Here is a 26234-nt window from a genome sequence, read left to right on the forward strand (position 1 = left end):
TCTCCTCCTCCGCCGGTACGAACCGTCCCCGGGTCGTAGTGGGGAGGCACCCCTAGGGGCTCTCCACCGCCGGGTGGAGTCGATCTCGGGGTTCGGTCCACCCAGTGACACCGCCGGCTTCCGCCCTGCCGCAACGTGAGGGTCAAGTGGGAAGCTGGTGCCCGGCAGATAGATGCAAGGGGAAAGGATTCCTGTGGACCAGGGGGACAGGGACAGCGACACCGAGATACGGACCGAGGCGGCCGAGCAGCCCACGCAGACACCTCCCGGGCAACCGCCGACGCCTCCCGAGCAACCCACGCCGGCCCCTCCCGACCGCCGCAAGCGCGCGGTCGTCGCCGCCCTCATGCTGGCGATGGCCCTGGCCGCCCTCGACTCCACCATCGTCTCGACCGCCGTCCCGCAGATCGTCGGCGACCTCGGCGGCTTCTCCGTCTTCTCCTGGCTCTTCTCCGGCTATCTGCTGGCCGTGACGGTCACCCTCCCCGTCTACGGCAAGCTCTCCGACACCTTCGGCCGCAAGCCGGTGCTGATCGTCGGGGCGGCGGTGTTCCTCGCCGGTTCGCTGCTGTGCGCGGTGGCCTGGAACATGGGCGCGCTGATCGCGTTCCGGGTCGTACAGGGCCTGGGCGGTGGCGCGTTGCAGGGCACGGTCCAGACACTCGCCGCCGACCTGTACCCGCTGAAGGAACGCCCGAAGATCCAGTCGAAGCTGTCCACGGTGTGGGCGGTGTCGGCGGTCGCGGGCCCCGGTGTGGGCGGGCTGCTCGCCGCGTACGCCGGCTGGCGCTGGATCTTCCTCGTCAACCTCCCTGTCGGAGCAGTGGCGTTGTGGCTGATCGTCCGCCACCTCCACGAACCGGAACGCGCCCGCACCTCCCGCCCGCGCGTCGACTGGGCGGGCGCGCTGGCCGTGTTCGCGTGCGGCGGCGTACTCATCACGGCCCTCGTCCAGGGCGGCGTCGCGTGGGACTGGCTCTCGGCACCTTCAATTGCCTTGTTCGCCACGGGACTTGGGCTCGCCGGAGTGGTCGTCGCGATCGAACGCCGGGCGGCGGAACCGATCATCCCCGGGTGGGTGTGGCGGCGCCGTACGATCGCGGCCGTCAACTTGGCCCTGGGCGCACTGGGGTTGCTGATGGTGGCGCCGAGTGTGTTCCTGCCGACGTACGCGCAGTCGGTGCTCGGGCTCGCACCCGTGGCGGCCGGATTCGTGCTGTCCGTATGGACGTTGAGCTGGCCGGTGTCGGCCGCGCTGAGCCAGCACGTGTACCGGCGGATCGGTTTCCGCAACACGGCGATGCTCGGGATCGGGACGGCGACGCTGATCCTGTTCGCGTTCCCGTTCCTGCCGTATCCGGGCGCGGCCTGGCAGCCGATGGTGCTGATGCTGCTGCTCGGCGCGGCCCTCGGGCTCTTCCAACTCCCGCTGATCGTAGGGGTGCAGTCGACGGTCGGATGGGAGGAGCGGGGCGTGACGACCGCGTCCGTCCTGTTCTGCCGCCAGACCGGCCAGACGATCGGCGCGTCCGTCTTCGGGGCGGTCGCCAACGGGGTGCTGGCGTCCCGGCTGGGCGGCGCGAGCGACCTGGACTCGGTCACGCGGGGCCTCGACGGGGGCGCGGTCCCCGAGGCCACCCGGCGGGCGATCGCGGACGCGGTGCACGCGGTCTACATCGGCGCGGGGTGCGCGGCGGCGGTGGCCTTCCTGGTGCTGCTGTTCCTGGCGCCGCGACGGTTCCCGGTCCTCAAGGAGCAGTGAGCGGGCCCGAGTTGGGCGATCCCGGCAACACCCGAGGTCAGCAGGTGTTGACGCGACGGCGCCCACCGACCGCCCAGTTCGGCGAAAACCACCCACATCCCCCAACCGGCGAGTAACGTGCGTGGCTCGCGCCGCCCACTCCCTGCGGTCCGCCGCCACGGACCCGAGCCACGCAAGGAGCACGGGATGTCCTACGACCCGTACCCTCCGCATGATTCGTACCGCCCGGATGACGTGCATTCGTCACCCGACCCGTACACCCCGTACGACCCTGACGCCGACCCGTACACCCCGTACGACCCCAAGACCGGCCACTACACCCCGTACGACCCGGACTCCGTCCCCTACATCCCGTACGACCACGCACCGCCCCCGACCCAGCCCCCGCCCACCATCACCTACCCCTGGCAGCCACCCCCGCCCCCGCCCGAGCGCCGCCGCCTGCCCCGTCGCCCCGCGCTCGGCAACCACAGCGATCTGCGCATCCTGCGCGGCGCGTACCGGCGGCAGCGCCGGGTGGCGACCAGCGCCGCGCTCGGCTACTTCTGTCTCTTCCTCGCGCTCTCCGCGTTCGCGCCCGCGCTGATGACGAGCACCGGCACCGGCGGTGTACCCACCGGGCTGCTGCTCGCGCTGGCCCAACTGCCCGTCACCTGGCTGGCGATAGCGCTCTACGAGCGCACGGCCCGGCGTCGCGTCGACCCCCTCGCGGACCGCTTCCGCAGACAGGCCGAACTGGACGCGAGACGGGAGGCGGCACGATGACCGGAACGACCGCGATGACGACCGTCACGGCGATGACCGGCCTCAGGGACTCCTCGCAGACCATGTCGCTGGTGGCCTTCACCTCCGTCGCGACGATCACCCTCCTGCTCTGCGTGATGACGGGCCCGGACCGCGACGACCTCGACGAGTTCTACACGGGCTACGGCTCCCTCTCCCCGCTGCGCAACGGCCTTGCCATAGCGGGTGACTACATCTCCGCGGCGAGCGTGCTGGGCACGGGCGGGGTGATCGCCCTGTACGGCTACGACGGGGTGGTGCTCGCGCTGAGCACGGCCCTGTCGCTGATGCTGCTGATGTTCCTGCTGGCCGAACCGCTGCGCAACGCGGGCCGGTTCACGATGGGCGACGCGCTCGCCCGCCGGATGCCGGGACGTTCCGTACGGATCGTCGCGTGCGCGGTGACGATCGTCGCGCTGCTGCCGCTGATGCTGGTCCAACTCGCGGGCGCGGGACAGCTGTTGGCGTTCATCCTCGGCTTCTCCGGCGACTTCCTGCAGACCGGCTGCATCATCGGCCTGGGCGCGCTGATGATCAGCTACGCGGCGATCGGCGGCATGAAGGGCACCGCGCTCATCCAGATCCTGAAGATCGTGATGCTGCTCGGGTCCGGGGCCGTGATCGCCGTACTCCTCCTGAACCGTTTCCACTGGGACTTGGGCACGTTCTTCGACACGGCGGCGGAGCGCAGCGGCGCCGGACCGGCCTTCCTGCACTCGGGACTTCAGTTCGCGGGCGGGCCAAGTCCCCGGCTGGACATGATCAGTTCGGAGCTGACGGTGGTGATCGGCGGCGCCTGTCTGCCACACATCACGATGCGCATGTACACCGCGTCGAGCGCCCGGCAGGTGCGGCGGTCGATGTCGTGGGCGGTGTCGGGCGTCGCGCTGTTCGTGGTGATCGTGACGGTCGTCGGGTTCGGCGCGACGGCGCTGCTCGGCCGGGCGGCGATCGCGCGGGCCGACCCGCAGGGCAACACGGCCTATCTCCTGGGCTCACGGGCGGTGTTCGGGTCGGGTCTGTCGACGACGGAGACCCTCCTGTTCACCACCGTCACCACGGCGATCTTCCTCACCCTGCTCGCCTCGGTCGCCGGGATGATCCTCGCCTGCGCCAACTCCCTCGCCCACGACGTCTTCGCGACCCGCGTCCAGGAGATGCCGGTGCGCCGCGAGATGACGCTGGCCCGCTACTCGGCGCTGGCGGTGGGCGTTCCGGCGATCGTGCTCGCGACGCTGATCCAGCACCGGGGCCTGCAACCCCTGGTCACCCTGTCCTTCTGCCTGGGCGCCTCGGCCATAGCGCCCGCCCTCGTCTACAGCCTCTTCTGGCGCCGCTACACCCGAACAGGCCTGCTCAGCACGCTGGTTGGCGGCACCCTCTCCGTCCTCATCCTGATGCCGGGCACCAACCTGGTCTCCGGCTCGCCCACCGCCGCCTTCCCGGGCGCCGACTTCAACTGGTTCCCGTTCACCACGACGGGCCTCGTCACGATCCCCCTCGGCTTCGCCTGCGGCTGGCTGGGCACGGTCGCCTCGGGCCGCCGCGAGGAGGAGGAACAGCGGCGGCGGTACGACGCGATGGAGGGGTGGATCCTGGCGGGCGCGGTACGGAGAGACAGCGGCCAGACACCCGGAGAGACCCCGCATGACCGACGCAAAAGCACCGCATGACCGGTGTTGTAGCCGTGCATGACTCGTTCTTTGCCACACCACCGCCTCGACTCCCGCTGTTCACCGCTCCTTTCCAGACTCTGCACGTCCGAGCGTGAAGGTCCCCCTGCATCAGCGGGAGTTGAGCATGAGCCACGGCCACAGCCACGGCGACCACGGTCACCACCATCACCACCACGGAGACGGCGACGGTACGTCGCTGCCGCCCGCCCTCGACACGTCCATACCGGACGCCGAATTGACACCCAGTCAGCTCTCGCGCAGAGGCATGCTGCGCCGAACGGGCCTGCTGGGCGCGGGACTTGCGGCGGGCAGCGTGCTCGCGGGCGCGGGGGAGGCAGCCGCGTCGGTGCAGCAGTCGGCGCAGCAGCAGTCGTCCCAGAAGTCGCGTGGCGGTGGCTACTTGTGGCTGGCCGGCGACCACCACATCCACACCCAGTACAGCAGCGACGCGAAGTACCGGGTCATCGACCACGTACGCCAGGCGAACGCGCACGGCCTGGACTGGATGGTCATCACCGACCACGGCAGCGTCGCGCACGCCAAGATCGGTGTGGAGAAGGTCAATCCGGACATCGTCGACGCCCGTGACAAGACCGACGACACCCTCGTCTTCCAGGGCCTGGAGTGGAACATCCCGGGTGCCGAGCACGGCACGGTCTTCGTACACCCCGGCTCCAACGAGGTAGCCGTACTCAAGGAGTTCGAGAACTCCTTCGACGGCAGCGTGAAGAACGCGAGCGGCAACTCGCCCGCGAACGAGGCCCTCGCGATCGCGGGCGTCAACTTCCTCGCCGACCAGGTCCGCCGCCGCAAGGTCAAGGACGCGCTGTTCCTCGCCAACCACCCGGCGCGCAAGGGCATCGACTCCCCGCACGAGATCCGCGGCTGGCGCGACGCGCAGCCCTCGATCGCGGTCGGCATGGAGGGCGCCCCCGGCCACCAGGCGGGCGGCATCCCCAAGCCGAACGGCCCCGGCGGCGGCCGCGGCATCTACGACGGCAGCCCGAGCGCGGACTCGTTCCCCGGTTACCCGCTGGAGAGTTACCGCACCTGGGGCGGCTTCGACTGGATGACCTCGACGGTCGGCGGCCTGTGGGACAGCCTCCTCGCCGAGGGCAAGCCCTGGTGGATCACCGCCAACTCCGACTCCCACAACGTCTACGCGGACACGGCCGTACGCGGCCCGGGCGGCGACTTCAACGCCAACGGCCGTTACGAGGACCCGGTCTACGGCACCGGCATCAGCCTCACCGACACGGACTTCTGGCCCGGCCAGTACTCCCGCACGCACGTAGGCGCGGCCTCCTTCTCCTACAAGGCGGTCATGGACGGCATCCGCGCGGGCCGCGTCTGGGTCGACCACGGCGGCCTGATCAGCGGCCTCGACGCCCGCCTGTCCTACGGCGGCCGCGAGGTCACCCTCGGCGGCGCACTGCACGTCCGCCGGGGCGCGCAGGTGGACCTGACCATCAGAATCAGCCTGTCGAACGGCCCCAACTGGGCCCAGTTCCAGCCCAAGTTGGCCCGCGTCGACGTCATCCAGGGCGATGTCACCGGCCCGGTCAAGGACAAGGACACCTTCGCCACCCCGGCGACGAAGGTCGTCAAGTCCTTCGAGGTCGACAAGGCCAACGGCACCGTCCGCCTCACGTACTCCCTCGGCCGCCTCGACAAGCCGGTCTACGTCCGCCTCCGCGGCACCGACGGCAACCGCACCGCCGTAGGCATCAACGGCCCGTCCGTAGACCCCGTAGGCCCCGCGATGGACGTCCTCGGCGACGCCGACCCGTGGAAGGACCTCTGGTTCTACTCCAACCCGATGTGGGTCCTCCCCGCATGACCACCCCCTACGACCCGTCCGGCGTCCACCCCGTCATCGGGGTGGACGCCGGCACGACCACGCTCCGCGAGGCGGACCACCTGATCCACGACCTCGCGACCACCCTCGCGCTTCCACCCGAGACGGTCGCCTGCACCCACCTGATCCGCACGGAGACGCGCAGGGGGACGGCCGTATCCCTGGAGTTGCCTGATGGCGAGGCGGCGGAGAAGGCATGGCAACAGCTCACGGCGACGGAGATGGGCGCGGCCCTGGACGACCGTAGACACGGGCCATCCGCGGCCGCGGTGCTGGCCGCGGCGGAACACACCGCACACCGGTCCGGCCGAGCCGTACTCTTCCCCGGCTCGGATCAACTCACCGGCACGGTCACAGTGGCCGACCTCCTGCAACTGTCCGCCGTGGACAGGGTGATCGTGGTCGGCGCGACGTCGGGCGAGGCTCCGGACCCTGTCACGCCCGTACACACTCAGGACCACGTACGCCCCGAGTGGCGCGAGGGCCACCTGACCCTGGCGCTGGTCCCGGCGGCAAGCAACACCCTGGCCCCCTTCGAGGTCCCCAACCCAACCCCCTGCTGCGCAGACCACCCATGACTATGCCCACCCAAGGGGCGCGGGGAACTGCGCGACCAGCCCCCACGCAGCCGCACTATGACGACAACCGCGCCCCCTTTTCCCCCCGTCACATCACTCCGCCGCAGCCCGCCCCGTAAGCGCCGTCAAACTACTCCGCACATGATCCATATGTGCCTGCACGTCATCCCACGTCTCCCCGTGCTCGCGCAGCACCCGCTCCGTATCCCGAGCAACCCGCTCCGCCCGCACCCGAGCCTCCGCCACCACCTCATCCGCCCGCGAGGCCGCCTCCTCCTGCCGTCGCCGATCCGACAACTCCGCCTCGGCAAAAGCCTGTTGAGCCTCCTCCAACGCAGCCTCCGCAAGAGCCACCCGCTCGGCATACTCCGCATCCAGAGCCGCCGCCCGAGACGACGCCTCCCGCTCGGCCACCGCCCACCGCTCCTCGTGCTCCTTGGCCTGCTCCCCCAGCATCCCGGCGGTACGCTGCCGCACCTCACGCAACGCGGACAACGCCTCGGTACGCCCCTCCTTCACCTCCCGCCGAGCCCCGATCCGAATGTCGTCGGCCTCGGCGCGGGCAGCGAGGAGCCGCTGCCGAGCCCGTTCCTCCACCTCCGCACGCAGCGCGTCGGCGTACTCCCGCGCAGCCTGAAGCACACCCGAGGCGCGCGCCTCGGCCTGCGCGACCTCCTCCTCCGCCGCACGCCGCGCGGACTCCCGTAGCGCCGCGGCCTCCTCCACCCCCAACCGGAACAGCCGCTGAGCCCGCTCCCCCAGCGCCTCGTACGTCTGCGGAGCCAGCCGGGACACGGCACCGCGCATCCGCTCGGCCTCCGCCTCCATGTCCTTGGCCAGCACGGTCAGCCGCGCGGCCCGCTCCCACGCCACGTCCCGGTACTGCGAGATCGCCGCCGCGTACGCGTCGACCTGGTCGGGGCGGTAGCCGCGCCCCCGTACGGCCACGAAGCCACGTGGTGACACCGTTGCGCTGCTCATCCTGGAACCCCTCTCCATCCGACGGACACGACATGATGATTTGCCGCATATCTTGATGGATCGGGCGGAAGTGTTCATAACGCGACACTCCGCAGACAGGTAACGGGCATCAGGCAATACAAAAGGGCCGGACCCGATCACGCGACCGGGGCCGGCCCTTCAATACAGCTCAATAGCGCCTGTTCAGCGGATCGACGTCACAACAACCCGTCCCACATCTGCTCCAGCAACACCGACCACCAGCTCTCCGGCGACCCCAGCGCCGCCGGATCCAGCGAAGCGAGCTGCGCCTGGAAGTCGACGGTCCAACGGCCGGCCTGTTCCTGGTTCAGCCCGTACCGCAGTCGCCACATCCGCCCGAGCAGCGCCAGACAGCGCGCGAACTCGGGCAGCCCCGTGTTCACGAACTGCGGCGGCACGGGCGCTCCGCCCGGCCCCGCCTCCACCGGCACCGCGACGATGTTGGCCGTGCCGTACTGGACGCAGATCGCGCGGCCGAAGTCGCTGCCCATGACGAGGTACGAGCCCGCGTCGGCGGACGGCCGTACCCCGCGCTCCTGCGCGAGTTCGGCCAACGTCGGTACGGGGCGCCCCGGTTGGGCCTGCGCCCAGAAGAACGGGCCCATGTCCATCGGCAGCCCCGCCGCGACCAGCGTGTGCGCGACGACCGGCGGCACGCCCTGCCGGGACACCGCCGCCTGCTCGAACCGGAACACGCCCGGCCCGAACGCGCCCGCCAGTTCCTGCGCGATCGCCTCCGGCGGGATCGGCGGCGTCGGCTGCACCGGCGGCAACGGCGCCCGCACCGGGGCGAGTCGGGCCGGCCCGTCGGCGACCTGGTGCAACTCGCCCTGGTGGGCGAGGAGTTCGCGCATCCCCTGCTGCCGACTCGCGTGATCCGTACCGTACGGCGCGATGCTCGCGATGCGGGCCTGCGGCCACTGCTCGCGGATCATCCGCGCACAGTACGCGCCCGGCAACTCACACGACTCCAACTCCGTGTGCAGTTCGAGGACTTGGTCCGGCGGGATGTTCATGCCGCGCAGCTCGTGGAAGATCTGCCACTCCGGGTGCGGCGTCCCCGGCGCGGACCGCCGGATCAGCTGCTGCTCGGACCCGTCCGGCGCGCGGTACCGCAACACGGCCTGATACCCCGGTCCTACGGTCGGCTGCCCCTGCTGCGGATAGCCGTACGCGGGCTGCTGCTGCCCGGGGAACGGCTGCCCCGGCGCGGGCATGGGCGGCATGCCCTGACCGGGCATGGGCTGCCCCGGCGGCGGCATGGCACCCGGAGGCATCGCACCGGGAGGCATCGCGCCCGGCGGCATCGGCTGCTGCTGCGGAGCCCCCGGCGGCATACCGGGAGCGCCCAACGCACCGGGCGCGCCCGGGAATTGCGGCGGCGGAGGCACCCCGGGCCCACCCGCCGGCGGCCCGGCGAGCATGGTCTGCGCGTGATGCACGGCACCGTGAGCACCGCCCTGCGAACCGGGGTTGCCGGGGCCGTTCGGTGGCTGAGGCGCGCCGGGAGCACCGGGGGCACCATGCCCACCGGGTGCGCCGGGAACTCCGGGAGCACCAGGCGGCTTGGGCGCCCCCGGAACCCCAGCCACACCCGGAACCCCAGGGGCACCCGGCGGCTGCGGAGGCCTCGGCCCCGCCGCCCCAGGCCCACCCTGCCCCGGATCGGCAAGCATCGTCGCGGCATGGTGCACCCCACCCGGAGGCGTACCCCCGGGCGTGCCCGGAGCACCGGGCACGCCGGGCGGACCAGGCGGCTGCGGCGCACCGGGCCCCGCCTGATTGCCCTGACCGCCCGGCCCCTCAGGACCGAGCCCCGGAACCATCTGCGTCGCCACATACCCACCGGGCGGCGGCGGAGGCGACGCAGGCGCACCGCCCGGCCGCGCCCCCGGCGTCCCGGGCGCACCCGGCGGAGGAGGCGTGGTCGACCCACCGCCCCGGCGCGGCGGAGGCGCCGCCTTGCTGGTCGCGGCGTCGGCGATGTCCCCGGCGTTGGGCGCGAGCGCCCGCCCCGGCACCCCGGGCCCACCAGGAGGCGGAGGCACGTTACCGGCCCCTTGGGGATACCCGTACGACGACGGAGCCGGCTGCGGCGCACCCTGCGGATACCCGTACGACGGCGGCGTGCTGCCCTGCGGCGCACCACCGGGCTGTCCACCCGGCCCCTGCGAACCCCCGCCCCCAGCACCGGAGTCGGAGCTGGGGCGGGAATCATCGAGAGCCGGAGACATCGCCGTGCGCGGGAGTTGGCTCCCCCCGGAGATCAGCGCGGTCTTGGCGTCGGACGGGGTGTTGTCCTCGGGCTCGCTCAGCGGCGGCGCGAAGACGGTCGCGGGCAGCGGTACCGAACGGTCCTCGCCGGCATCCGCGTTGGTGTCGGTCCCCGCCCAGGGAGTCGCCCCGGCAGGCACGGCAGGCGCGTCGTCCGGCACCCCGGCCCCACCGGCATCGGGCCAAGCCGAAGCGGCCGGCACCCCGGCCTGAGTCTCAGGAAGCGCACGCCCCGCCGAACCGGGAGCGCCAACTCCCGCACCGGCACCGGGACTTGACCCCTGCACCCCAACTCCCGCACCAGCAGCCGGAGTCGGAGCCGGAGGCGAAGCAGAAACAGCCCCCGACTCCCCCCGCCGATCCGGAATCCCCAGCTTGTCCGCCGCCTCCTGCAGCCACTCCGGCGGACTCAGCAGGAACGAGGTCTGGTTGAGGTCCACCCGGGCGGCCGGAGCCGCCGGTACGGCGTCGGCGACGTCGTCGGCGCGGCCGTACTCCTCCTCGTAGCGGCGGACGACCTCACCCACCGGCAGCGAGGGCCACAGCGTGGCCTCGCCGCTGTCGCGGGCGAGCACCATCCGCTGCGCGCCGCCGTCCGAACGCGGTCCGTCGGCGCGGTCCTCGGCCCAGATCACGAAGCCGAGGTCGAACTCCCGCACCCGCACCTCGCGATGCTGGTACGACGGCACGTCGCCGTTGATCCACTCCTCGGCGCGCTCCTGCGCCTGCGCGAAGGTCACCATGTTCAGCTCACTCCCCCACCGCAGGCGCCGCGGACGACACCGGAACGGACTGGGCGAACCCACCGTCCACCATCAGATTCGCCACCGTCTCCAACTCCGGGGGATTTCCCGCGAGTCGGGCGAGGAACTGGTCGAAGTCGTCCCCGGCACGCAGCAGCAACCGCTCCACGCGGTCGGCCGGAGCCTGGGACGGGTCGACGTCGCGGGCGTCGTCGTAGGCGCAGAACCAGACCGAACCGATCGCCTGCCCTTCACCTTCACCGCGAGCAGGCCGCCCTGGACGAAGCCGACGGCCAGGTAGTCCTTGGTGAGATGGTCGCGCAGGCATTTGTTGACGTACACGAGGTCGTTGACGGCGGCCTCGTCGCGGACCGTGAAGAACGGCTGGTCGATCAGCAGCCCCAACTCGGCGTCCAGCGCGGTGCCGACGGGCGCGGAGCCGCCGGCCGCCTTGAGGAACGAGCGGTAGGCGCCCGGGAGCCGGTAGCCGAGGTCCTCCTCGACGCCCTGCACCTGCGCCTCGGTCACCGCGACCGTCGACTTCGGCAGGCCGAAGTGCGCGGGGCGGGTCTCCTGAAGGGGACGCGTGCCGCGCTTGGCGTGGTCGACGCCGGCCGTCGCGATCCCTCCGTGATGACGCAGCAGCGCTTTCACTTCCACGGGGACGAGTTCGAGACGCCGGGTGCCGACCACGTGATGCCAGGTCCAGCCGTGCGGGGTGGCCACCGCGGGCACGGTGTCCCACAACTCATGACTGGTGGCGGCGAGCGCGGCGTTGGCCGACACATAGTCGGTCAGCCTCAGCTCGTCGACCCCGAACCCCTCCGGAGGCTCCGCGATCTCCGCAGCCGCACGGGCGTACGGCGAGAAGTCGGGATAGCCGCGCTCGTCCATCCGCACCCCTCGCGGGTGACGGGCCGCCCGGACCGGGTCCGGGAAGTGCACGACCTGCCCGGCGTAGGCCGCGTTCGGTGGCGCGGCTCGCTGCCCGAGCCGACCTGTCGTCATGGCGGTTGCCCCCTGCGGCATTCAGTACGATTCACAGCAGGCCGAATATCCAACTCGCCCCACTACGCCCCGTATCGACTGTCTCGTCTTCTTCTTGCTCTTCTTGACGTCTGCGTTCGACCGTCTCCCCGCGTGTCTCCACGCGTCGACCGCGTGGATCGCGGTGCGGACAGCCTATGCGGTACGGCGACACCGGTCACCGGCAGCGGTCGGCCGCACCCGCTCACCGCACTCCTCACCGAACGCACCGCACCCGTCACCGAACCCCCACTTCCGTGACCTGCCGTCACCCCCTCGTGACAGCCCGCCGAAGCCCTGGCGTGTCGCACCGCCCCAGCTACCGCACCAGCCACGGCATTTGGCACTCTGTGACCCGCCGGGGGATGCTCGGGAGGGGATGACGATCATGAACGCGACGCAGACGGGACCGCACACCGGGGCGCACACCGGGCCGTCCGGCGACCCCCGGGTCGGCTGGAGCGCCACCGAGGCACGGCACACACCGGCCCTCAACCACCGCCGTGACGGCATACTTCCGACCGTCGCCGCCGCCCTCTCCGTGCGCGGCGCCACCACCCTCACCGGCACCGCCGCCCGCGGCGACCAGCCGCCCGCGCTGCACCCACTCGTGCAGGACTTCCTCGACACCCTCACCAGCGCCCAGCGCGACCGCTTCACCGGCCGCTGCGCCGAGGCGATCCTGATCTCCCGCCACATCACCGCGGCGGACGAGGCCCGCAGCAAGCGCGCCGCCCGCAAGCCGATGACCAACGGCGAGGCCCGCAAGACCCTCAAGCAGGCCAAGCTCACCGCCCGCCGCATCCGCGAGGACGGCGACCCCCTGCACGGCAGCTTCGCGCCCCCCTGCCAGGCCTGCACAGCCCTCAGCGCCCACTTCGGCGTCCGAGTCGTCGACCCCGCGACGGAATCAGGCTGACCCCACCCCCGTAGCACCAAGGCAAGACAGCACCACCACAGAACTCCAGCACCACCGCACCACCGCTCCACCGTCCCTGACGCCGACGATCGAAGGGCAGATGCACGCCGACCGCCACTCCACCACGCGCTTCTCCGTACCCGTGGACGCCGCCCTGCGCGCCGCCGGCTGGCAGCCCGGCCGCTGGGACATAAAGCAGGCCGAGATCTGGGCGGACACCCTGCGCGACCACACCTCGCCCGCGGGCCACCAGCACGCCGTCTTCCCGGCGGCGGTGGAGGCCTGGGCCGAGTTCGGCGGCCTGCACATCGCGCCCACCGGCCCCGGCCGCCAGATCTCCCCCGTGGCGCTCCACCTGGACCCCCTGCACGGCCTCCACATGGCCCGCACCCTCGGCGACCTGGGCCGAGCCCTGGACACCGACGTCAGCCCCCTGGGCGAGGAACCGGACACCCAGTCCCTCCTGGCCATCGACTCCGAGGGCCGCGTCTACGCCCTGGACCACACCGGCGACTGGTACCTCGGCCCCGACATCGACCAGGCCCTGGCGACCCTGGTCTCGGGCATAGAGCCGGTACGACTCACAGCGGGCTGACCGCACCCAGGACGACCGCAACCTTCGTACGGCGAGAAGGCGCCGTGTCGGGGGGTGTCCGCCCGCAGCGGTCGGCGCTCACCCAGCCGCACTCCCAAGAAACGCCCCGCGCCGATCCGAGGACGGATACCCCCGGCGCGGCGCCGACCCCCAAACCACCTAGGGGCGCGGGGAACTGCGCGACCAGCCCCACACAACCCGCACCCGACAACTCAACCCGCCGGAATCACCGCAGACACCCGAAACCCACCCGCATCCGTAGGCCCCGAAACAAACACCCCGCCCAGCGCGAGCACCCGCTCCCGCATCCCCACCAGCCCGTTCCCTCCAGAGGGCAACCGCGCAGCCGAAGCAGACGCAAGCTCAGGCGGCGGCTCATTCTCAACCTGCATGGCGATCTCCGACACCCGATGAGCAAGCCGCACATGCGTCTTCGCGCCCGCCGCGTGCTTGTGGACGTTCGTCAACGCCTCCTGCACCACCCGGTACGCGGTCTGCTCGATCTCCGCCGCGTACGACCGGGTCTCGCCCTCCACCGACAGATCCACGGCCATCCCGGCCGCCGCCGACTGCCCGAGCAACTCGTCCACGTCCGACAGACAGGGCCCGTCCCCCGCACCCTCGTCCTCCACGGCCCGAGAAGCCGCAGCCGCAGCCGCCGCGGCAACGCCCACCGCGACCAGCGGCACGGCCGCCCGCTCGCGCGCGTCCCGGCTGTCACCGCTCCTCAACACCCCGAGCATCTCCCGGAGTTCGGTGAGCGCCTGCCGCCCCATGTCCCCCACGAGCGCCGCGTTCTTGACGGCCTTCTCGGGATCCTTCCGGGCAACGGCCTGCAGCGCCGCCGCATGCACGACCATCAGACTCACCCGATGCGCGACGACGTCGTGCATCTCCCGCGCGATCCGGGTCCGCTCCTCACCCCGCGCCCACTCGGCACGCTCCTCGGCACGTTCGGCAAGCAGTTGAAGCTCCCGCTCCAGACTGTCCGCCCGCTCCCGGAGACTCTCCATCAACCGCCGCCTCGCACCCACGTACAGCCCGAGCAGCACGGGCGGCGCGGTCATCCCGACCGCCGTGGTGATGGAGGCGAACGGAACGAACCAGTCCCCCAGTTCCCACGTCCCCCGCTGCATGTCCTGCCGTACCCGCACGAACATGACGATCAGCATCCCGAGGAACGACATCCCGGCCAGCGACCCGATGATCCGCCGCGGCAACTCGGAAGCGGCCAGGGTGTACAGCCCCACGATGCCCATCAGGTAACCCATCTGGGCCGGGGTGATGGCGATGGACACCAGCACAACCGCGATCGGCCACTTCCGCCGAACGATCAGCGCCGACCCGGCCAGCACCCCGAAGACAACCCCCACCGCGGCCGGGATCCCCGCGTCGTGCGCGAACCGGACCCCCTCCGCCCCGCACTCCGCGGCGGACCCCGCCGCGAGCCCCGTGTCCAGCACCGCACTGCGCCACCTGGTCCACCACCCCGGCCCTCCCCGGGCCGCGGCATGGTCTTCCCCCGTCGTGGTCATGCCTCCAGCCTACGGGCGTTCAGGCCCGCTTTTCCGGCGAGTTTTCGCGACCTGCCCACACCACGGCGCGTAATCGAACAGCCACGAAACCGATCACCCGCGACAAGTCCCGTCGCACGGAGGGCATCACGTACGGCATAGTGTTCTGTGCCCACTCGGCGACCAGGCTAAATGTCCGGTTCTCACGAGTTTGATCCCCCGTGGTGTAATTGGCAGCACCGTGGCTTTTGGTGCCATTTGTCCGGGTTCGAGTCCTGGCGGGGGAGCAAAAACCGATCGCGACTGATCGACATCTGATCGGCACCTGAGCAACTCCCTCCCCCCGCACCCCTGTTAGGGCCCTGACAGCACAGTCAGGGCCCACTCTCATGTCCCCCATGAAACGCCCCGGTATCCTGCGAATGTCCACCCCCCAGCATTCCGAAGCCGAAGGGCAAACCCGTGAGCGCCATTCGCCCGGCAGCCGTCGTCGTCCTCGCAGCGGGTGAGGGCACCCGTATGAAGTCGGCCACACCGAAGGTCCTGCACGAGCTCTGCGGCCGGACCCTGGTCGGTCATGTGCTGGCCGCCGCCCGCGAGTTGGAGCCGGAGAACCTGGTCGTCGTCGTGGGCCACGCCCGCGAGCAGGTGACCGCCCACCTCGGTGAGACCGACCCCGGCGTACGGACCGCGGTCCAGGCCGAGCAGAACGGCACGGGTCACGCCGTACGCATGGCGCTCGAAGAGCTCGGCACCGTCGACGGCACCGTGGTCGTCGTCTGCGGGGACACCCCCCTCCTCCGCGGCGAGACCCTCCGCACCCTCGCCGCCAACCACACCACCGACGGCAACGCGGTAACGGTCCTGACCGCCGAGGTCCCCGACGCCACCGGCTACGGCCGGATCGTCCGGGACGGCGCCTCCGGCGCGGTGACCGCGATCGTCGAGCACAAGGACGCCTCCGACTCGCAGCGCGCGATCCGCGAGATCAACTCCGGGGTCTTCGCCTTCGACGGCCAGCTGCTCGCCGACGCCCTCGGCAAGGTGCGTACCGACAACAGCCAGGGCGAGGAGTACCTCACCGACGTCCTCGGCATCCTGCGCGAGGCCGGGCACCGCGTCGGCGCCTCCGTCGCGGCCGACCACCGCGAGATCGCCGGCATCAACAACCGCGTGCAGCTGTCCGAGGCCCGCCGCATCCTCAACGACCGCCTCCTCACCGAGGCCATGCTCGCCGGCGTCACCGTCATCGACCCGGCGACCACCTGGATCGACGTCGCCGTCACCTTCGGCCAGGACGCGATCGTCCACCCCGGCACCCAGCTGCACGGCGCCACCCACATCGGCGAGGGCGCCGAGGTCGGCCCCAACACCCGCCTCACGGACACCACCGTCGAGGCCGGCGCCCGCGTCGACAACACCGTCGCCGTCAGCTCGCACATCGGCCCGCAGGCGTCCGTCGGCCCGTTCGCCTACCTCCGTCCCGGCACCCGGCTGGGCCCGAAGGGCAAGATCGGGACGTACGTCGAGACGAAGAACGCGACGATCGGCGAGGGCACGAAGGTCCCGCACCTCTCCTACGTCGGGGACGCGACGATCGGCGAGTACACCAACATCGGTGCCGCCAGCGTCTTCGTGAACTACGACGGCAAGGACAAACACCACACCACCGTGGGATCGCATTGCCGGACGGGTTCGGACAATATGTTTGTGGCACCCGTCACGGTCGGGGACGGCAGCTACACCGCCGCCGGCTCCGTGATCACGAAGGACGTACCGCCCGGTTCGCTGGCCGTGGCCCGTGGCCAGCAGCGGAATATCGAGGGCTGGGTGGCCCGCAAGCGTCCGGGCAGCGCGGCGGCGAAGGCCGCGGAAACGGCTTCCCGCCAGGGCGAGAGCGAGAACTGACCGGAAACGGGCGCGTCGAACACGGCGTACCGTGATAAACGCACACCCAGTTGAATGACCTCTGAGGAGACAGTGCTGTGACCGGGATCAAGACGACCGGCGAGAAGAAGATGATGTTCTTCTCCGGCCGCGCCCACCCCGAGCTTGCCAAGGAGGTCGCCCAGCAGCTGGGTGTCGGGGTCGTCCCGACGAAGGCCTTCGACTTCGCGAACGGCGAGATCTACGTCCGCTTCGAGGAGTCGGTGCGCGGTGCGGACTGTTTCGTGATCCAGAGCCACACGGCTCCGATCAACCAGTGGATCATGGAGCAGCTCATCATGATCGACGCCCTCAAGCGCGCGTCGGCCCGCTCCATCACCGTGATCGTCCCCTTCTACGGCTACGCCCGCCAGGACAAGAAGCACCGCGGCCGTGAGCCCATCTCGGCCCGCCTGGTCGCGGACCTGATGAAGACGGCGGGTGCGCACCGCATCCTCACCGTCGACCTGCACACCGACCAGATCCAGGGCTTCTTCGACGGCCCCGTGGATCATCTCTTCGCCCTCCCGCTCCTCGCGGACTATGTGGGCTCGAAGGTCGACCGCAGCAAGCTGACCGTCGTCTCCCCGGACGCCGGCCGCGTGCGCGTCGCCGACCGCTGGTGCGACCGCCTGGGCGCGCCCCTCGCCATCGTGCACAAGCGGCGCGACAAGGACGTGGCGAACCAGGTGACCGTCCACGAGGTCGTCGGCGAGGTCAAGGGCCGCGTCTGCGTCCTGGTCGACGACATGATCGACACCGGTGGCACGATCTGCGCCGCGGCGGACGCGCTGTTCGCGCACGGCGCGGAGGACGTCATCGTGACGGCCACCCACGGCGTGCTCTCCGGCCCTGCCGCGGACCGCCTGAAGAACTCCCGCGTCAGCGAGTTCGTCCTCACGGACACCCTGCCCACCCCGGGCGAGGTGGGCGCCGACCTCGACAAGATCACGGTCCTGTCGATCGCGCCGACCATCGCGAGCGCGGTCCGAGAGGTGTTCGAGGACGGTTCGGTGACGAGCCTGTTCGACGAGCACTGAGCGCTCCGCTGGAAGAGCCGCGAGATGCCGTCGATCGTCTGCGGCGCCGTCGTGGCTGGTCGCGCCCACGCGGCGGAGCCGCATATCGACACAGCCCCGCGCCCCTTTGGGGCGCTCGTGAGCTGAAGATCGATTTCCGGTACGGCCTCTCCGCCGAGTAAGCTGCCACAGTTGCTCGGCGAGGGAGGCCGTACCGATATCCAGGTGCGGCGGTCCGTTATCGACGCGCTCTTCGTAGCAGGCCGATGTTCGGCCGGGTGACCTCCCCCACTCTCGACTTCGCTCGAGCGGGGGGACCCCCATCCCCGACTGTTCTACGAGGAGTGACCATGGCCGACGTCAAGCTCGCCGCCGAGACCCGCACCGAGTTCGGCAAGGGTGCCGCCCGCCGTATCCGCCGTGACAAGAAGGTCCCCGCCGTGGTCTACGGCCACGGTGTCGACCCGCTGCACATCACCCTGCCGGGCCACGAGCTGCAGCTCGCCCTGCGTACCCCGAACGTCCTGCTCACCCTGGACATCGAGGGCAAGACCCAGCTCGCCATCCCGAAGGCCGTCCAGCGTGACGCCATCAAGGGCTTCCTGGAGCACGTCGACCTGCTCACCGTGAAGAGCGGCGAGAAGGTCACCGTCGAGGTCTACGTCCACACCGAGGGCGAGCTGGCCCCGGGCTCCTTCCTGCTGGAGCACGTGCTGAGCACGATCACCGTCGAGGCCGAGGCCACGCACATCCCCGAGTCGGTCACCGTGTCCATCGCGGGCCTGGAGGCCGGTGCCTCCATCGCCGCCAAGGACATCCCGCTGCCCAAGGGCACCACGCTGGCGATCGACGAGGACGCGGTCGTCCTCCAGGTCCTGGCCGCCCAGGCCGAGGAGGCGTCCGCCGACGCCGAGGCCGAGAGCACCGAGGCCTGATCCTCACCGCTCACTGTTTCGTCAGCCGCTGTTCCCACCGGGAGCAGCGGCTGGCGCGTATCGATGGAGACATGGACGTGACGACCGACGCCAATGCCCCCTGGCTGATCGTGGGACTCGGCAACCCGGGCCCTGAGTACGCCAACAACCGGCACAACGTGGGCTTCATGGTGGCCGACCTGCTGGCCGAGCGGATCGGCGGCAAGTTCAAGCGGGCCGGCAAAGCACAGGCGCAGGTCCTGGAGGGCCGCATCGGGGCGCCGGGTCCGGCGAGCCGCCGGGTCGTCCTGGTCAAGCCGACGTCGTTCATGAACCTCTCGGGCGGCCCGGTCAACGCGCTGCGCGACTTCTACAAGGTGCCGCTCGCGAACGTCGTCGCCGTGCACGACGAACTCGACATCGACTACGGCACCCTCCGCCTCAAGCTCGGCGGCGGCGACAACGGCCACAACGGCCTGAAGTCGATGACGAAGGCGATGGGCCCGGACTACCACCGGGTGCGGTTCGGCATCGGACGCCCGCCGGGCCGTATGCAGGTCGCCGACTTCGTCCTGAAGGACTTCTCCTCGACGGAGCGCAAGGAACTGGACTTCCTGGTGGACCGCGCGACGGACTCCGTGGAGTGCCTGGTGAGCGAGGGCCTGGAGCGGGCGCAGAGCGCGTACAACTCCTGATCCGTCCGGCTTGCCCCACTTAACCGACTTGTCCCGTGCGGGAGTTGACCGCGCGTGCGGGTATGGCCAATGATCCCCGCCATGAACTTCGGACGGCTCGCGGCAATGGGCACGGTCGCCGCGCTGATCCTGATCGCCGGGGTGTGGGGCTCCTGGCCGACCGCCCACAACGTGATGCTCACCAAGGGCCGCGAGACCGGCACGATCCAGGTCACCGCGTGCGGCGACGACACCTGCACCGGCCCGTACACCCCGGTCTCCACGGGGTCGCAGGCCCGCGCCGAGGTCGTCATCGACCACACCGTCGCGGTGAAGAAGGGCCAGACGTACGCCGTGGTCGTGAAGCCCGGCACCGACGAGGTCATGCGTTCCGGTCCCGCCGGCATCCTCTACGCCTGGGTCCCCCTCGGCGGCGCCCTGTTGCTCGCCTCGGTGGTGGTCGCGGGCGGCCTGCGCCTGACCCGGGCCGCGTGGGTGCTGGCCGGGTCGGGGTTCGTGCTGCTGACGGCCGCGTTCCTGGCCCTCTGACCGCTTGAACGACGGGTGCCCCCGAGCCTCTACGACAGCTCGGGGGCACCCCTCGTCCGTATCCGGTCAGCCGGTGTTGCGCAGGCCCGCCGCCACACCGTTCACGGTGAGGAGCAGCGCGCGGCTCAGCAGCGGGTCGGGGTCCGCGCCCGCCGCCGCCTCGTCACGCTGGCGCTTCAGGAGCGTCACCTGGAGGTACGAGATCGGGTCGAGGTAGGCGTCCCGGATGGTGAAGGTCTGCTTCAACACCGGGGTGGCGTCGAGGAGTTCGGCCTCGCCGGTGACGCGGAGCACCTCGGCGACGGTCAGGTCGTGCTCGGCCCGGATGGTGTCGAAGACGTGCTTCAACTCGTCGGGGACGAGGGTGTCGACGTAGTGCTGGGCGATCCGCAGGTCCGTCTTGGCCAGCGTCATCTCCACGTTGGAGATGAAGTTGCGGAAGAAGTGCCACTGGCCGTGCATCTCGTCGAGCACGGTGTCGAGGCCGGCCTCGCGCAGCGCCTTCAGCCCTGAGCCGACACCGAACCACCCCGGCACGATCTGCCGGGACTGGGTCCAGCCGAACACCCACGGGATCGCGCGCAGTCCGTCGAGCGAGACGCCCGAGCCGGGGCGGCGGGAGGGCCGCGAGCCCAGGTGCAGTTCGGCGAGCTGGTCCACCGGCGTGGAGGCGAGGAAGTACGTCGGCAGGTCCGGGTCCTCGACCAGCCTGCGGTAGGCGGAGTGGGCCGCGTCGCTCACCACGTCCATGGCCGCGTCCCAGCGGGCCAGCGCCTCGTCGGACTGGCGGGGCGAGGTGTGCAGCGCGGAGGCCTGGAGGGTGGCGGCCACCGTCAGCTCCAGGTTCTCCCTCGCCAGCGACGGCACCAGGTACTTGTCGGAGATGACCTCGCCCTGCTCGGTCACCTTGATCTCGCCCTCCAGCGTGCCCCAGGGCTGGGCGAGGATCGCGTCGTGCGACGGACCGCCGCCGCGGCCGACGGTCCCGCCGCGGCCGTGGAACAGCCGGAGCCGGACGCCGTAGCGATGGGCCACGTCACGCAGGCGCCGCTGCGCCCGGTGGATCTCCCACTGGGACGTCGTGATGCCACCGAACTTGGAGGAGTCCGAGTACCCGAGCATGACCTCCTGGACATCGCCCCGCAGCGCCACGAGCCGCCGGTAGGACGGGTCCGAGAGCATGTCCTCAAGGATCGTGTCGGCGGCCTTCAGCTCGTCCGTGGTCTCCAGCAGCGGGACGATGCCGACCTTCGCCCACCCGGCGTGCAGGTCGATCAGCCCGGCCTCGCGGGCGAGGACGGCGGCGGCGAAGACGTCGTCGGCGCCCTGGCACATCGAGATGATGTACGACTCGATGACCTCGGGCCCGAAGACGGCGAGCGCCTTCTTGACGGTCTCGAAGACGCCGAGGGTCTTCTCACCGGCCGCGTCGACGGGCGCCGGGGTGGGCGCGAGAGGACGGCGGGACCTGAGCTCCTTGGCGAGCAGCTTCGCGCGGTACTCGCGGGGCATGTCGGAGTACCGCCAGGACTCCTCGCCGAGCCGGTCGAAGAGCTGGCCGAGCGCGTGGTGGTGGGCGTCCGCGTGCTCGCGTACGTCCATGGTCGCGAGCTGGAGGCCGAACGCGCCGAGCGTGCGGATCGTACGGTCCATGCGGCCGTCGGCGAAGAGGCCGCCGCGGTGGGCGCGCAGGGAGGTCTGGATCAGGGTGAGGTCGTGCAGCAGCTCGGCGGTGCCGAGGTAGTCGCGGCCGTCCTCGTGCGGGGTGCCCTTGGCCAGGCGGCTCTTGGTGTTCTCCAGCTTCTGCCGGATGCAGGTGGCCTTGAGGCGGTACGGCTCCTCGGCGTTGAGGCGCTTGTAGCGGGGGCTGATCTCCGGCAGCCGCTCCAGGTCGGACTGGAGGGAGCCGAGCAGCTCCTCCGTCGCGCCCGTGTAGCGGATGGAGTTGGAGAGGAAGCCGCGCAGCTCGTCGATCGTCTCCAGGGCGTCGTTGATGCCGTGCTCGTGCTGGAGGATCAGGACGTCCCAGGTGACCTGGGGCGTGACGTTCGGGTTGCCGTCCCGGTCGCCGCCGATCCAGGTGCCGAAGGTGAGCGGGCGGGTGTCGTCGGGCAGCTTGACGCCGACGCGCTCCAGCTCGGCGGTGAGGTCTTCGAGGACGTCGCCGACGGCGCCCGCGTGCAGCTCGTCCAGGTAGTAGATGGCGTTACGGGCCTCGTCCGCGGGCTCCGGGCGTACGACGCGCAGCTCGTCGGTCTGCCAGACCAGGTCGATGTTCTCGGCCAGACGGGTGTCGTAGCGACGGCGGTCGGACTCGATGACCGGGGTCTCCAGGAGCGTGGCGATGCGCCGGAGCTTGTTGAGGACCGACCGGCGCGCGGCCTCGGTGGGGTGCGCGGTGAAGACCGGGCGGACGTTCAGGTTCTTGACCGTCTCGCGCAGGTGGTCCGGGTCGGCGTCCTTGAGGCGGTCGGCCGTACGGGCGAGGAGACCGCCCTCGGCGGCACGGCGGGCGCGCAGCTCGCGGCCGCGGTGCACCTGCTCGGTGACGTTGGCGAGGTGGAAGTAGGTGGAGAAGGCGCGGACCAGCTTCGCGGCGGTCTCCAGCTCTATGCCGCGCAGCAGCTCGGCGGCGGCCTCGCCGTCCTCACGGGTGAGGCGGCGGACCTTCTCGACCAGTTCGAGCAGCTCGGGGCCCTCCTGGCGGACGAGGGTCTCGCCGAGCAGGTCGCCGAGGCGCCGGATGTCGGCGCGCAGCTCGTTGGTGGTCGTGGTGGCCTGGTCGTCGGCACTGCTCACAGGTGCGGCTCCTTGCAGTGTTTGAAGCTCGTCTGGAGGGAACCCGGACGGCGGTCCCGCGGCGGCTGCCGCATACGGGACGGACATCCGGGAAGAAAACAGAGCGGACCGCGCTGTCCGACCGACACCCAGGATAGGTGTCCACTCTGACGCGCGGTCTCACGGGCTTCGTCCACCGGTCGACGCGCTGCCATACTTACGTCGCCGTAGGTTACGGAACCGTAGGGAAGTCCATGCTGAACTGTTGCTGCCCGGCTCCCGCCGTCCGACGCTCCGCCTCCACCTCCGAACCCCACAGGGGACGCCCATGACCACGAGCTCCGATGTGATCGACGACGCCCCGCGGGCGAACGACGACGGCACTCCGCTCCCCGCCGCCACCCTGGGCGGCGAGAGGAAGGGGTCGCTGGAACAACTCACTCTTCTCCTCTTCATCACGGTCCCGTTCCTGGCCCTGCTCGCGGCGATCCCGCTGGCGTGGAGCTGGGGGGGCGTGAGCTGGCTGGACCTCGGCCTGCTGGTGTTCTTCTACTACCTCGGCTGCCACGGCGTGACGATCGGCTACCACCGGTACTTCACCCACGGCTCCTTCAAGGCGAAGCGCCCGCTGCGGATCGCCATCGCGATCGCCGGGTCGATGGCGGTCGAGGGCCCGCTGGTGCGCTGGGTCGCCGACCACCGCAGGCACCACAAGTTCTCCGACGCGGAGGGCGACCCGCATTCGCCGTGGCGCTACGGCGAGACCGTGCCGGCGCTGATCAAGGGCCTGTGGTGGGCGCACATCGCCTGGATGTTCGACGAGGAGCGCACCCCGCAGGACAAGTACGCCCCGGACCTGATCAAGGACAAGGCGATCCGGACGATCTCCCGCCACTTCATCTACTGGACGATGCTGTCGCTCGCGCTGCCGGCGCTGATCGGCGGGCTGGTGACGATGTCCTGGTGGGGCGCGTTCACGGGCTTCTTCTGGGGCTCGCTCGTGCGGGTGGCCCTGCTGCACCACGTCACCTGGTCGATCAACTCGATCTGCCACGCGGTCGGCAAGCGCCCCTTCAAGTCCCGGGACCGCTCGGGCAACGTGTGGTGGCTGGCGATCCTGTCCTGCGGCGAGTCCTGGCACAACCTGCACCACGCCGACCCGACGTCCGCGCGGCACGGTGTGATGCGCGGCCAGCTCGATTCCTCGGCCCGGATCATCCGCTGGTGCGAGCAGCTCGGCTGGGCCTATGACGTGCGCTGGCCGTCACGCTCGCGTATCGATTCGCGCCGTATCTCCGGTACGGACGGCTCTCAGCCCCGGAAGGAGTCGGCGGAGGCGGCATGATTGACGCCGTGGCGACCGATCCCAGCAGCACCCCGAGCAACGAGAAGCCCCGACGCGCGCGCCGCACCCGGATGACGGGAGCGGAACGCCGGGCGCAGTTGCTCGAGGTCGGTCGCACGCTCTTCGCGACGAAGGGCTTCGAGGCCACGTCGGTGGAGGAGATCGCGGCGAAGGCCGGGGTCTCCAAGCCGGTGGTCTACGAGCACTTCGGCGGCAAGGAGGGCCTGTACGCGGTGGTGGTGGACCGCGAGATGCGCCGCCTGCTGGACATGGTGACCAGCTCCCTGACCGCCGGCCACCCCCGCGAACTCTGCGAACAGGCGGCCTTCGCCCTCCTCGACTACATCGAGGAGTACACGGACGGCTTCCGCATCCTGGTCCGTGACTCCCCCATCCCCCAGTCCACCGGCTCCTTCGCGTCCCTCATCTCGGACATCGCGACGCAGGTCGAGGACATCCTGGGCCGCGAGTTCAAGAGCCGGGGCTTCGACGCGAAACTCGCCCCCCTCTACGCCCAGGCCCTCGTCGGCATGGTCGCCCTGACCGGCCAGTGGTGGCTGGACGTCCGCCGCCCGAAGAAGGCGGAGGTCGCCGCCCATCTGGTGAACCTCGCGTGGCACGGGCTGGACGGGCTGGAGTCGAAGCCGCATTTGATAGGGCGCCGAAAGAGCTGAACCCGCGAGACGGGGAAAGTGCTGAACCCGTGAGACGGGAAAAGTGAGGGGCCCCTGCCGTCCCGCAGGGGCCCCTCACCGCTTCCGGCGTCAGCGCTTGAACGCGTCCTTCGCCTTCTCCTTGGCCTGCCGGGCGTCCCCCTTGGACTTCTCGGCCTGGCCCTTCGCCTTCATGGTCTCGTTGCCCACGGCCCCGCCGACCTTCTCCTTGACCTTGCCCTTGACCTGTTCCTTCTTGGCCTTGGCCTTCTCGTCCTTCGCCACGGTTCATCAACTCCCGGTCGGATCGGAACTCGGTACTCGGTGCCACCACCCGGGTAGCCTCGATGCCGTCGCGCAAACACCGGTCAGACGTCGGGCTCCAGGAACTCCAGCCGGTTCCCCACCGGATCCTCGGAGTAGAAACGCCGGTGCCCGGGCAGGTCGTGGTCCCAAGTGACGGACACCCCAAGGGACTTCAGCCGCGCCGCGTACGCCTCGATGCCGGTCACGCGGAGCCCCGGGTGGGCTTTCTTCGCGGGCCTGAAGTTCGCTTCGATGCCCAGGTGCAGCTGGACAGCCCCCGCCCCGAACCAACACCCGCCCCGCGCCGCCAGCACAGCCGGCTTCGGGATCTCGGTCATCCCGAGGACGTCGACGTAGTACGCCCGCAGCGCGTCCTCCGACCCCGCCGGAGCCGCCAACTGCACATGGTCCACGGCCGCGAGCACCCCTCACACCTCCTTGCGGGCCACCGCGAACAGGCGGCGGAACGGGAGGACCGTGCCGTAGTCCTTCGTCGGGTACGCCTCGCGGAGGAGGTCGCGGTACTCGGTGACGAACGCGTCCCGTGCCTCCGGGTCGTCCGCCAGGGCGGTCAGGGCGGGGCGCAGGCCCGTGCCCTTGACCCAGTCGAGGACCGGGTCCTCGCCGGGGAGGATGTGCTGGTACGTCGTCTGCCAGACGTCCGGGGCGCAGCCCAGACGGGCCAGGTGGTCGAGGTAGACGCCGGGGACGTGGACCGAGTCCTCGCGGCGGAGGATCTCGCCGAGGCGGCTCTTCCAGCGTGTGCTGCCCGCCAGTTCGCGCATCAGGGCGTGCAGGGGCGCGTCGATGTTGTCCGGCACCTGGAAGGCGAAGGTGCCGCCGGGCGCCAGCGCGGCCACCCAGTCGCCGAACCGGTCCAGGTGACCCGGCACCCACTGGAACGCAGCGTTCGACACGATCAGGTCGTACGTCTGGGTCGGCGTCCACTCCGTCGCGTCCGCGTGGGCGAAGTCGAGCCGGCCGCCGCCGGGGGTGGGACCGGCGTAGGGCTCGGTCTTGGCGAGCATCTCGGGTGAGTTGTCGTAGCCGGTGATGTGCGCGGTGGGCCAGCGGTCGGCGAGGACGGTGGTCACGTTGCCGGGGCCGCAGCCGAGGTCGGCGATCCGGGGCGCGGCACCGGGGAGGTCGGTGACGCGGGCGAGGAGGTCGGCGAACGGGCGGGCGCGGTGGCCGGCGTGGCGCAGGTACTGAGCGGGATCCCAAGTCGTCATGGCTTCTACCTTCCCGCCGACATATCTTGATGTCAAGAGACTTTGGGCCAAGAGACTCCTAATCAAGAGGCTTGATATCAAGAGACTTCATGTCGACACAACCACTAC

The 26234-nt window shown here is 70.7% G+C and carries 21 protein-coding genes, 1 tRNA gene and 1 pseudogene; 15 read left to right on the plus strand and 8 right to left on the minus strand.

Annotation, left to right across the window (positions count from 1 at the left end; genetic code table 11):
• The first annotated feature begins 172 nt into the window (after positions 1–172).
• The 5 genes from R2B38_RS15730 (at position 173) to R2B38_RS15750 (ending at position 6657) form a co-directional block, all read left to right on the plus strand.
• Positions 173–1762 (plus strand): MFS transporter, encoded by a 1590-nt coding sequence (locus R2B38_RS15730; protein ID WP_411978457.1) that lies wholly within the window; start codon positions 173–175, stop codon positions 1760–1762.
• A 186-nt stretch (positions 1763–1948) separates the two neighbouring features.
• Entirely contained in the window at positions 1949–2527 is a 579-nt protein-coding gene (locus tag R2B38_RS51315; protein ID WP_411978458.1) for a DUF485 domain-containing protein, read from the plus strand.
• Positions 2524–4218, plus strand: a complete 1695-nt coding sequence (locus tag R2B38_RS15740) for a cation acetate symporter (RefSeq protein WP_411978459.1) — start codon at positions 2524–2526, stop codon at positions 4216–4218. Before R2B38_RS51315 ends, R2B38_RS15740 begins: the two co-directional genes overlap by 4 nt.
• Positions 4219–4345: 127 nt before the next feature.
• Positions 4346–6061, plus strand: coding sequence for a PHP domain-containing protein (locus R2B38_RS15745; protein WP_318016789.1), 1716 nt, complete (start codon positions 4346–4348; stop codon positions 6059–6061).
• Positions 6058–6657 (plus strand): hypothetical protein, encoded by a 600-nt coding sequence (locus R2B38_RS15750; protein ID WP_318016790.1) that lies wholly within the window; start codon positions 6058–6060, stop codon positions 6655–6657. Before R2B38_RS15745 ends, R2B38_RS15750 begins: the two co-directional genes overlap by 4 nt.
• A 93-nt stretch (positions 6658–6750) precedes the next feature.
• Here the strand turns inward: R2B38_RS15750 and R2B38_RS15755 are convergent, their stop codons facing one another.
• From R2B38_RS15755 to R2B38_RS15765, 3 genes and pseudogenes are all read right to left on the minus strand, one after another.
• Positions 6751–7638 (minus strand): cellulose-binding protein, encoded by an 888-nt coding sequence (locus R2B38_RS15755; protein WP_318016791.1) that lies wholly within the window; start codon positions 7636–7638, stop codon positions 6751–6753.
• Positions 7639–7835: 197 nt separating this feature from the next.
• Positions 7836–10676, minus strand: a complete 2841-nt coding sequence (locus tag R2B38_RS15760) for an SUKH-4 family immunity protein (protein WP_318016792.1) — start codon at positions 10674–10676, stop codon at positions 7836–7838.
• A gap of 7 nt (positions 10677–10683) precedes the next feature.
• Positions 10684–11684 (minus strand): annotated as a pseudogene (locus tag R2B38_RS15765) (SMI1/KNR4 family protein).
• 397 nt (positions 11685–12081) lie between these two features.
• Between R2B38_RS15765 and R2B38_RS15770 the strand changes: the two are divergent.
• Both R2B38_RS15770 and R2B38_RS15775 read left to right on the plus strand, forming a co-directional pair.
• A complete protein-coding gene (locus R2B38_RS15770) occupies positions 12082–12621 on the plus strand; it encodes a YwqJ-related putative deaminase (RefSeq protein WP_318016793.1) in 540 nt (179 codons plus the stop codon).
• A gap of 100 nt (positions 12622–12721) precedes the next feature.
• Positions 12722–13216: an SUKH-3 domain-containing protein gene (locus R2B38_RS15775; protein WP_318016794.1), complete on the plus strand. Its 495-nt coding sequence runs from the start codon at positions 12722–12724 to the stop codon at positions 13214–13216.
• Between the two features lie 212 nt (positions 13217–13428).
• Here the strand turns inward: R2B38_RS15775 and R2B38_RS15780 are convergent, their stop codons facing one another.
• Positions 13429–14751, minus strand: coding sequence for a sensor histidine kinase (locus R2B38_RS15780; protein ID WP_318016795.1), 1323 nt, complete (start codon positions 14749–14751; stop codon positions 13429–13431).
• Between the two features lie 194 nt (positions 14752–14945).
• On the opposite strand from R2B38_RS15780, the gene R2B38_RS15785 reads away from it, so the two are divergent.
• The 6 genes from R2B38_RS15785 (at position 14946) to R2B38_RS15810 (ending at position 19812) form a co-directional block, all read left to right on the plus strand.
• Positions 14946–15017: transfer RNA gene (locus R2B38_RS15785), tRNA-Gln, on the plus strand.
• Between the two features lie 175 nt (positions 15018–15192).
• Positions 15193–16638 carry a bifunctional UDP-N-acetylglucosamine diphosphorylase/glucosamine-1-phosphate N-acetyltransferase GlmU gene (gene glmU / locus R2B38_RS15790; RefSeq protein WP_318016796.1) on the plus strand — a complete coding sequence of 482 codons (1446 nt, stop codon included), beginning with the start codon at positions 15193–15195 and terminating at the stop codon, positions 16636–16638.
• 77 nt (positions 16639–16715) lie between these two features.
• Positions 16716–17696 (plus strand): ribose-phosphate diphosphokinase, encoded by a 981-nt coding sequence (locus R2B38_RS15795; protein ID WP_033284305.1) that lies wholly within the window; start codon positions 16716–16718, stop codon positions 17694–17696.
• Between the two features lie 329 nt (positions 17697–18025).
• On the plus strand, positions 18026–18610 hold the full coding sequence (locus tag R2B38_RS15800) for a 50S ribosomal protein L25/general stress protein Ctc (RefSeq protein WP_033284304.1): 585 nt from the start codon (positions 18026–18028) through the stop codon (positions 18608–18610).
• A 71-nt stretch (positions 18611–18681) separates the two neighbouring features.
• Positions 18682–19284, plus strand: coding sequence for an aminoacyl-tRNA hydrolase (gene pth / locus R2B38_RS15805; protein WP_318016797.1), 603 nt, complete (start codon positions 18682–18684; stop codon positions 19282–19284).
• A gap of 81 nt (positions 19285–19365) precedes the next feature.
• The gene (locus R2B38_RS15810; protein WP_318016798.1) at positions 19366–19812 is read left to right on the plus strand and encodes a hypothetical protein; all 447 of its coding nucleotides are present in this window, start codon (positions 19366–19368) and stop codon (positions 19810–19812) included.
• A gap of 66 nt (positions 19813–19878) precedes the next feature.
• Here R2B38_RS15810 and ppc read toward each other — a convergent pair whose 3' ends face one another.
• Positions 19879–22611 carry a phosphoenolpyruvate carboxylase gene (gene ppc / locus R2B38_RS15815; protein WP_318016799.1) on the minus strand — a complete coding sequence of 911 codons (2733 nt, stop codon included), beginning with the start codon at positions 22609–22611 and terminating at the stop codon, positions 19879–19881.
• Between the two features lie 307 nt (positions 22612–22918).
• Between ppc and R2B38_RS15820 the strand changes: the two genes are divergently transcribed.
• Positions 22919–23935 (plus strand): acyl-CoA desaturase, encoded by a 1017-nt coding sequence (locus R2B38_RS15820; RefSeq protein ID WP_318016800.1) that lies wholly within the window; start codon positions 22919–22921, stop codon positions 23933–23935.
• A complete protein-coding gene (locus R2B38_RS15825) occupies positions 23932–24609 on the plus strand; it encodes a TetR/AcrR family transcriptional regulator (RefSeq protein WP_019064642.1) in 678 nt (225 codons plus the stop codon). Before R2B38_RS15820 ends, R2B38_RS15825 begins: the two co-directional genes overlap by 4 nt.
• Positions 24610–24699: 90 nt before the next feature.
• Here the strand turns inward: R2B38_RS15825 and R2B38_RS15830 are convergent, their stop codons facing one another.
• The 3 genes from R2B38_RS15830 to R2B38_RS15840 all read right to left on the minus strand — a co-directional run bounded on the left by R2B38_RS15830 (position 24700) and on the right by R2B38_RS15840 (position 26126).
• Positions 24700–24873: a CsbD family protein gene (locus R2B38_RS15830; RefSeq protein ID WP_200685523.1), complete on the minus strand. Its 174-nt coding sequence runs from the start codon at positions 24871–24873 to the stop codon at positions 24700–24702.
• An 83-nt stretch (positions 24874–24956) separates the two neighbouring features.
• The gene (locus tag R2B38_RS15835) at positions 24957–25319 is read right to left on the minus strand and encodes a VOC family protein (RefSeq protein ID WP_318016801.1); all 363 of its coding nucleotides are present in this window, start codon (positions 25317–25319) and stop codon (positions 24957–24959) included.
• A 3-nt stretch (positions 25320–25322) separates the two neighbouring features.
• The gene (locus tag R2B38_RS15840) at positions 25323–26126 is read right to left on the minus strand and encodes a trans-aconitate 2-methyltransferase (RefSeq protein WP_318016802.1); all 804 of its coding nucleotides are present in this window, start codon (positions 26124–26126) and stop codon (positions 25323–25325) included.
• Positions 26127–26234 lie beyond the last annotated feature (108 nt).

It is taken from the genome of Streptomyces sp. N50 (assembly GCF_033335955.1).
In the GTDB taxonomy this organism is placed as follows: domain Bacteria; phylum Actinomycetota; class Actinomycetes; order Streptomycetales; family Streptomycetaceae; genus Streptomyces.

Coding starts and splice junctions, on each gene's coding strand:
- R2B38_RS15755 (WP_318016791.1), bottom strand. CDS start 7,638: ATGAGCAGCGCAACGGTGTCACCACGTGGCTTCGTGGCCGTACGGGGG.
- R2B38_RS51315 (WP_411978458.1), top strand. CDS start 1,949: ATGTCCTACGACCCGTACCCTCCGCATGATTCGTACCGCCCGGATGAC.
- R2B38_RS15810 (WP_318016798.1), top strand. CDS start 19,366: ATGAACTTCGGACGGCTCGCGGCAATGGGCACGGTCGCCGCGCTGATC.
- R2B38_RS15770 (WP_318016793.1), top strand. CDS start 12,082: ATGACGATCATGAACGCGACGCAGACGGGACCGCACACCGGGGCGCAC.
- R2B38_RS15800 (WP_033284304.1), top strand. CDS start 18,026: ATGGCCGACGTCAAGCTCGCCGCCGAGACCCGCACCGAGTTCGGCAAG.
- R2B38_RS15740 (WP_411978459.1), top strand. CDS start 2,524: ATGACCGGAACGACCGCGATGACGACCGTCACGGCGATGACCGGCCTC.
- R2B38_RS15825 (WP_019064642.1), top strand. CDS start 23,932: ATGATTGACGCCGTGGCGACCGATCCCAGCAGCACCCCGAGCAACGAG.
- R2B38_RS15775 (WP_318016794.1), top strand. CDS start 12,722: ATGCACGCCGACCGCCACTCCACCACGCGCTTCTCCGTACCCGTGGAC.
- R2B38_RS15750 (WP_318016790.1), top strand. CDS start 6,058: ATGACCACCCCCTACGACCCGTCCGGCGTCCACCCCGTCATCGGGGTG.
- R2B38_RS15745 (WP_318016789.1), top strand. CDS start 4,346: ATGAGCCACGGCCACAGCCACGGCGACCACGGTCACCACCATCACCAC.
- R2B38_RS15730 (WP_411978457.1), top strand. CDS start 173: ATGCAAGGGGAAAGGATTCCTGTGGACCAGGGGGACAGGGACAGCGAC.
- R2B38_RS15780 (WP_318016795.1), bottom strand. CDS start 14,751: ATGACCACGACGGGGGAAGACCATGCCGCGGCCCGGGGAGGGCCGGGG.
- R2B38_RS15820 (WP_318016800.1), top strand. CDS start 22,919: ATGACCACGAGCTCCGATGTGATCGACGACGCCCCGCGGGCGAACGAC.
- R2B38_RS15760 (WP_318016792.1), bottom strand. CDS start 10,676: ATGGTGACCTTCGCGCAGGCGCAGGAGCGCGCCGAGGAGTGGATCAAC.
- pth (WP_318016797.1), top strand. CDS start 18,682: ATGGACGTGACGACCGACGCCAATGCCCCCTGGCTGATCGTGGGACTC.
- R2B38_RS15840 (WP_318016802.1), bottom strand. CDS start 26,126: ATGACGACTTGGGATCCCGCTCAGTACCTGCGCCACGCCGGCCACCGC.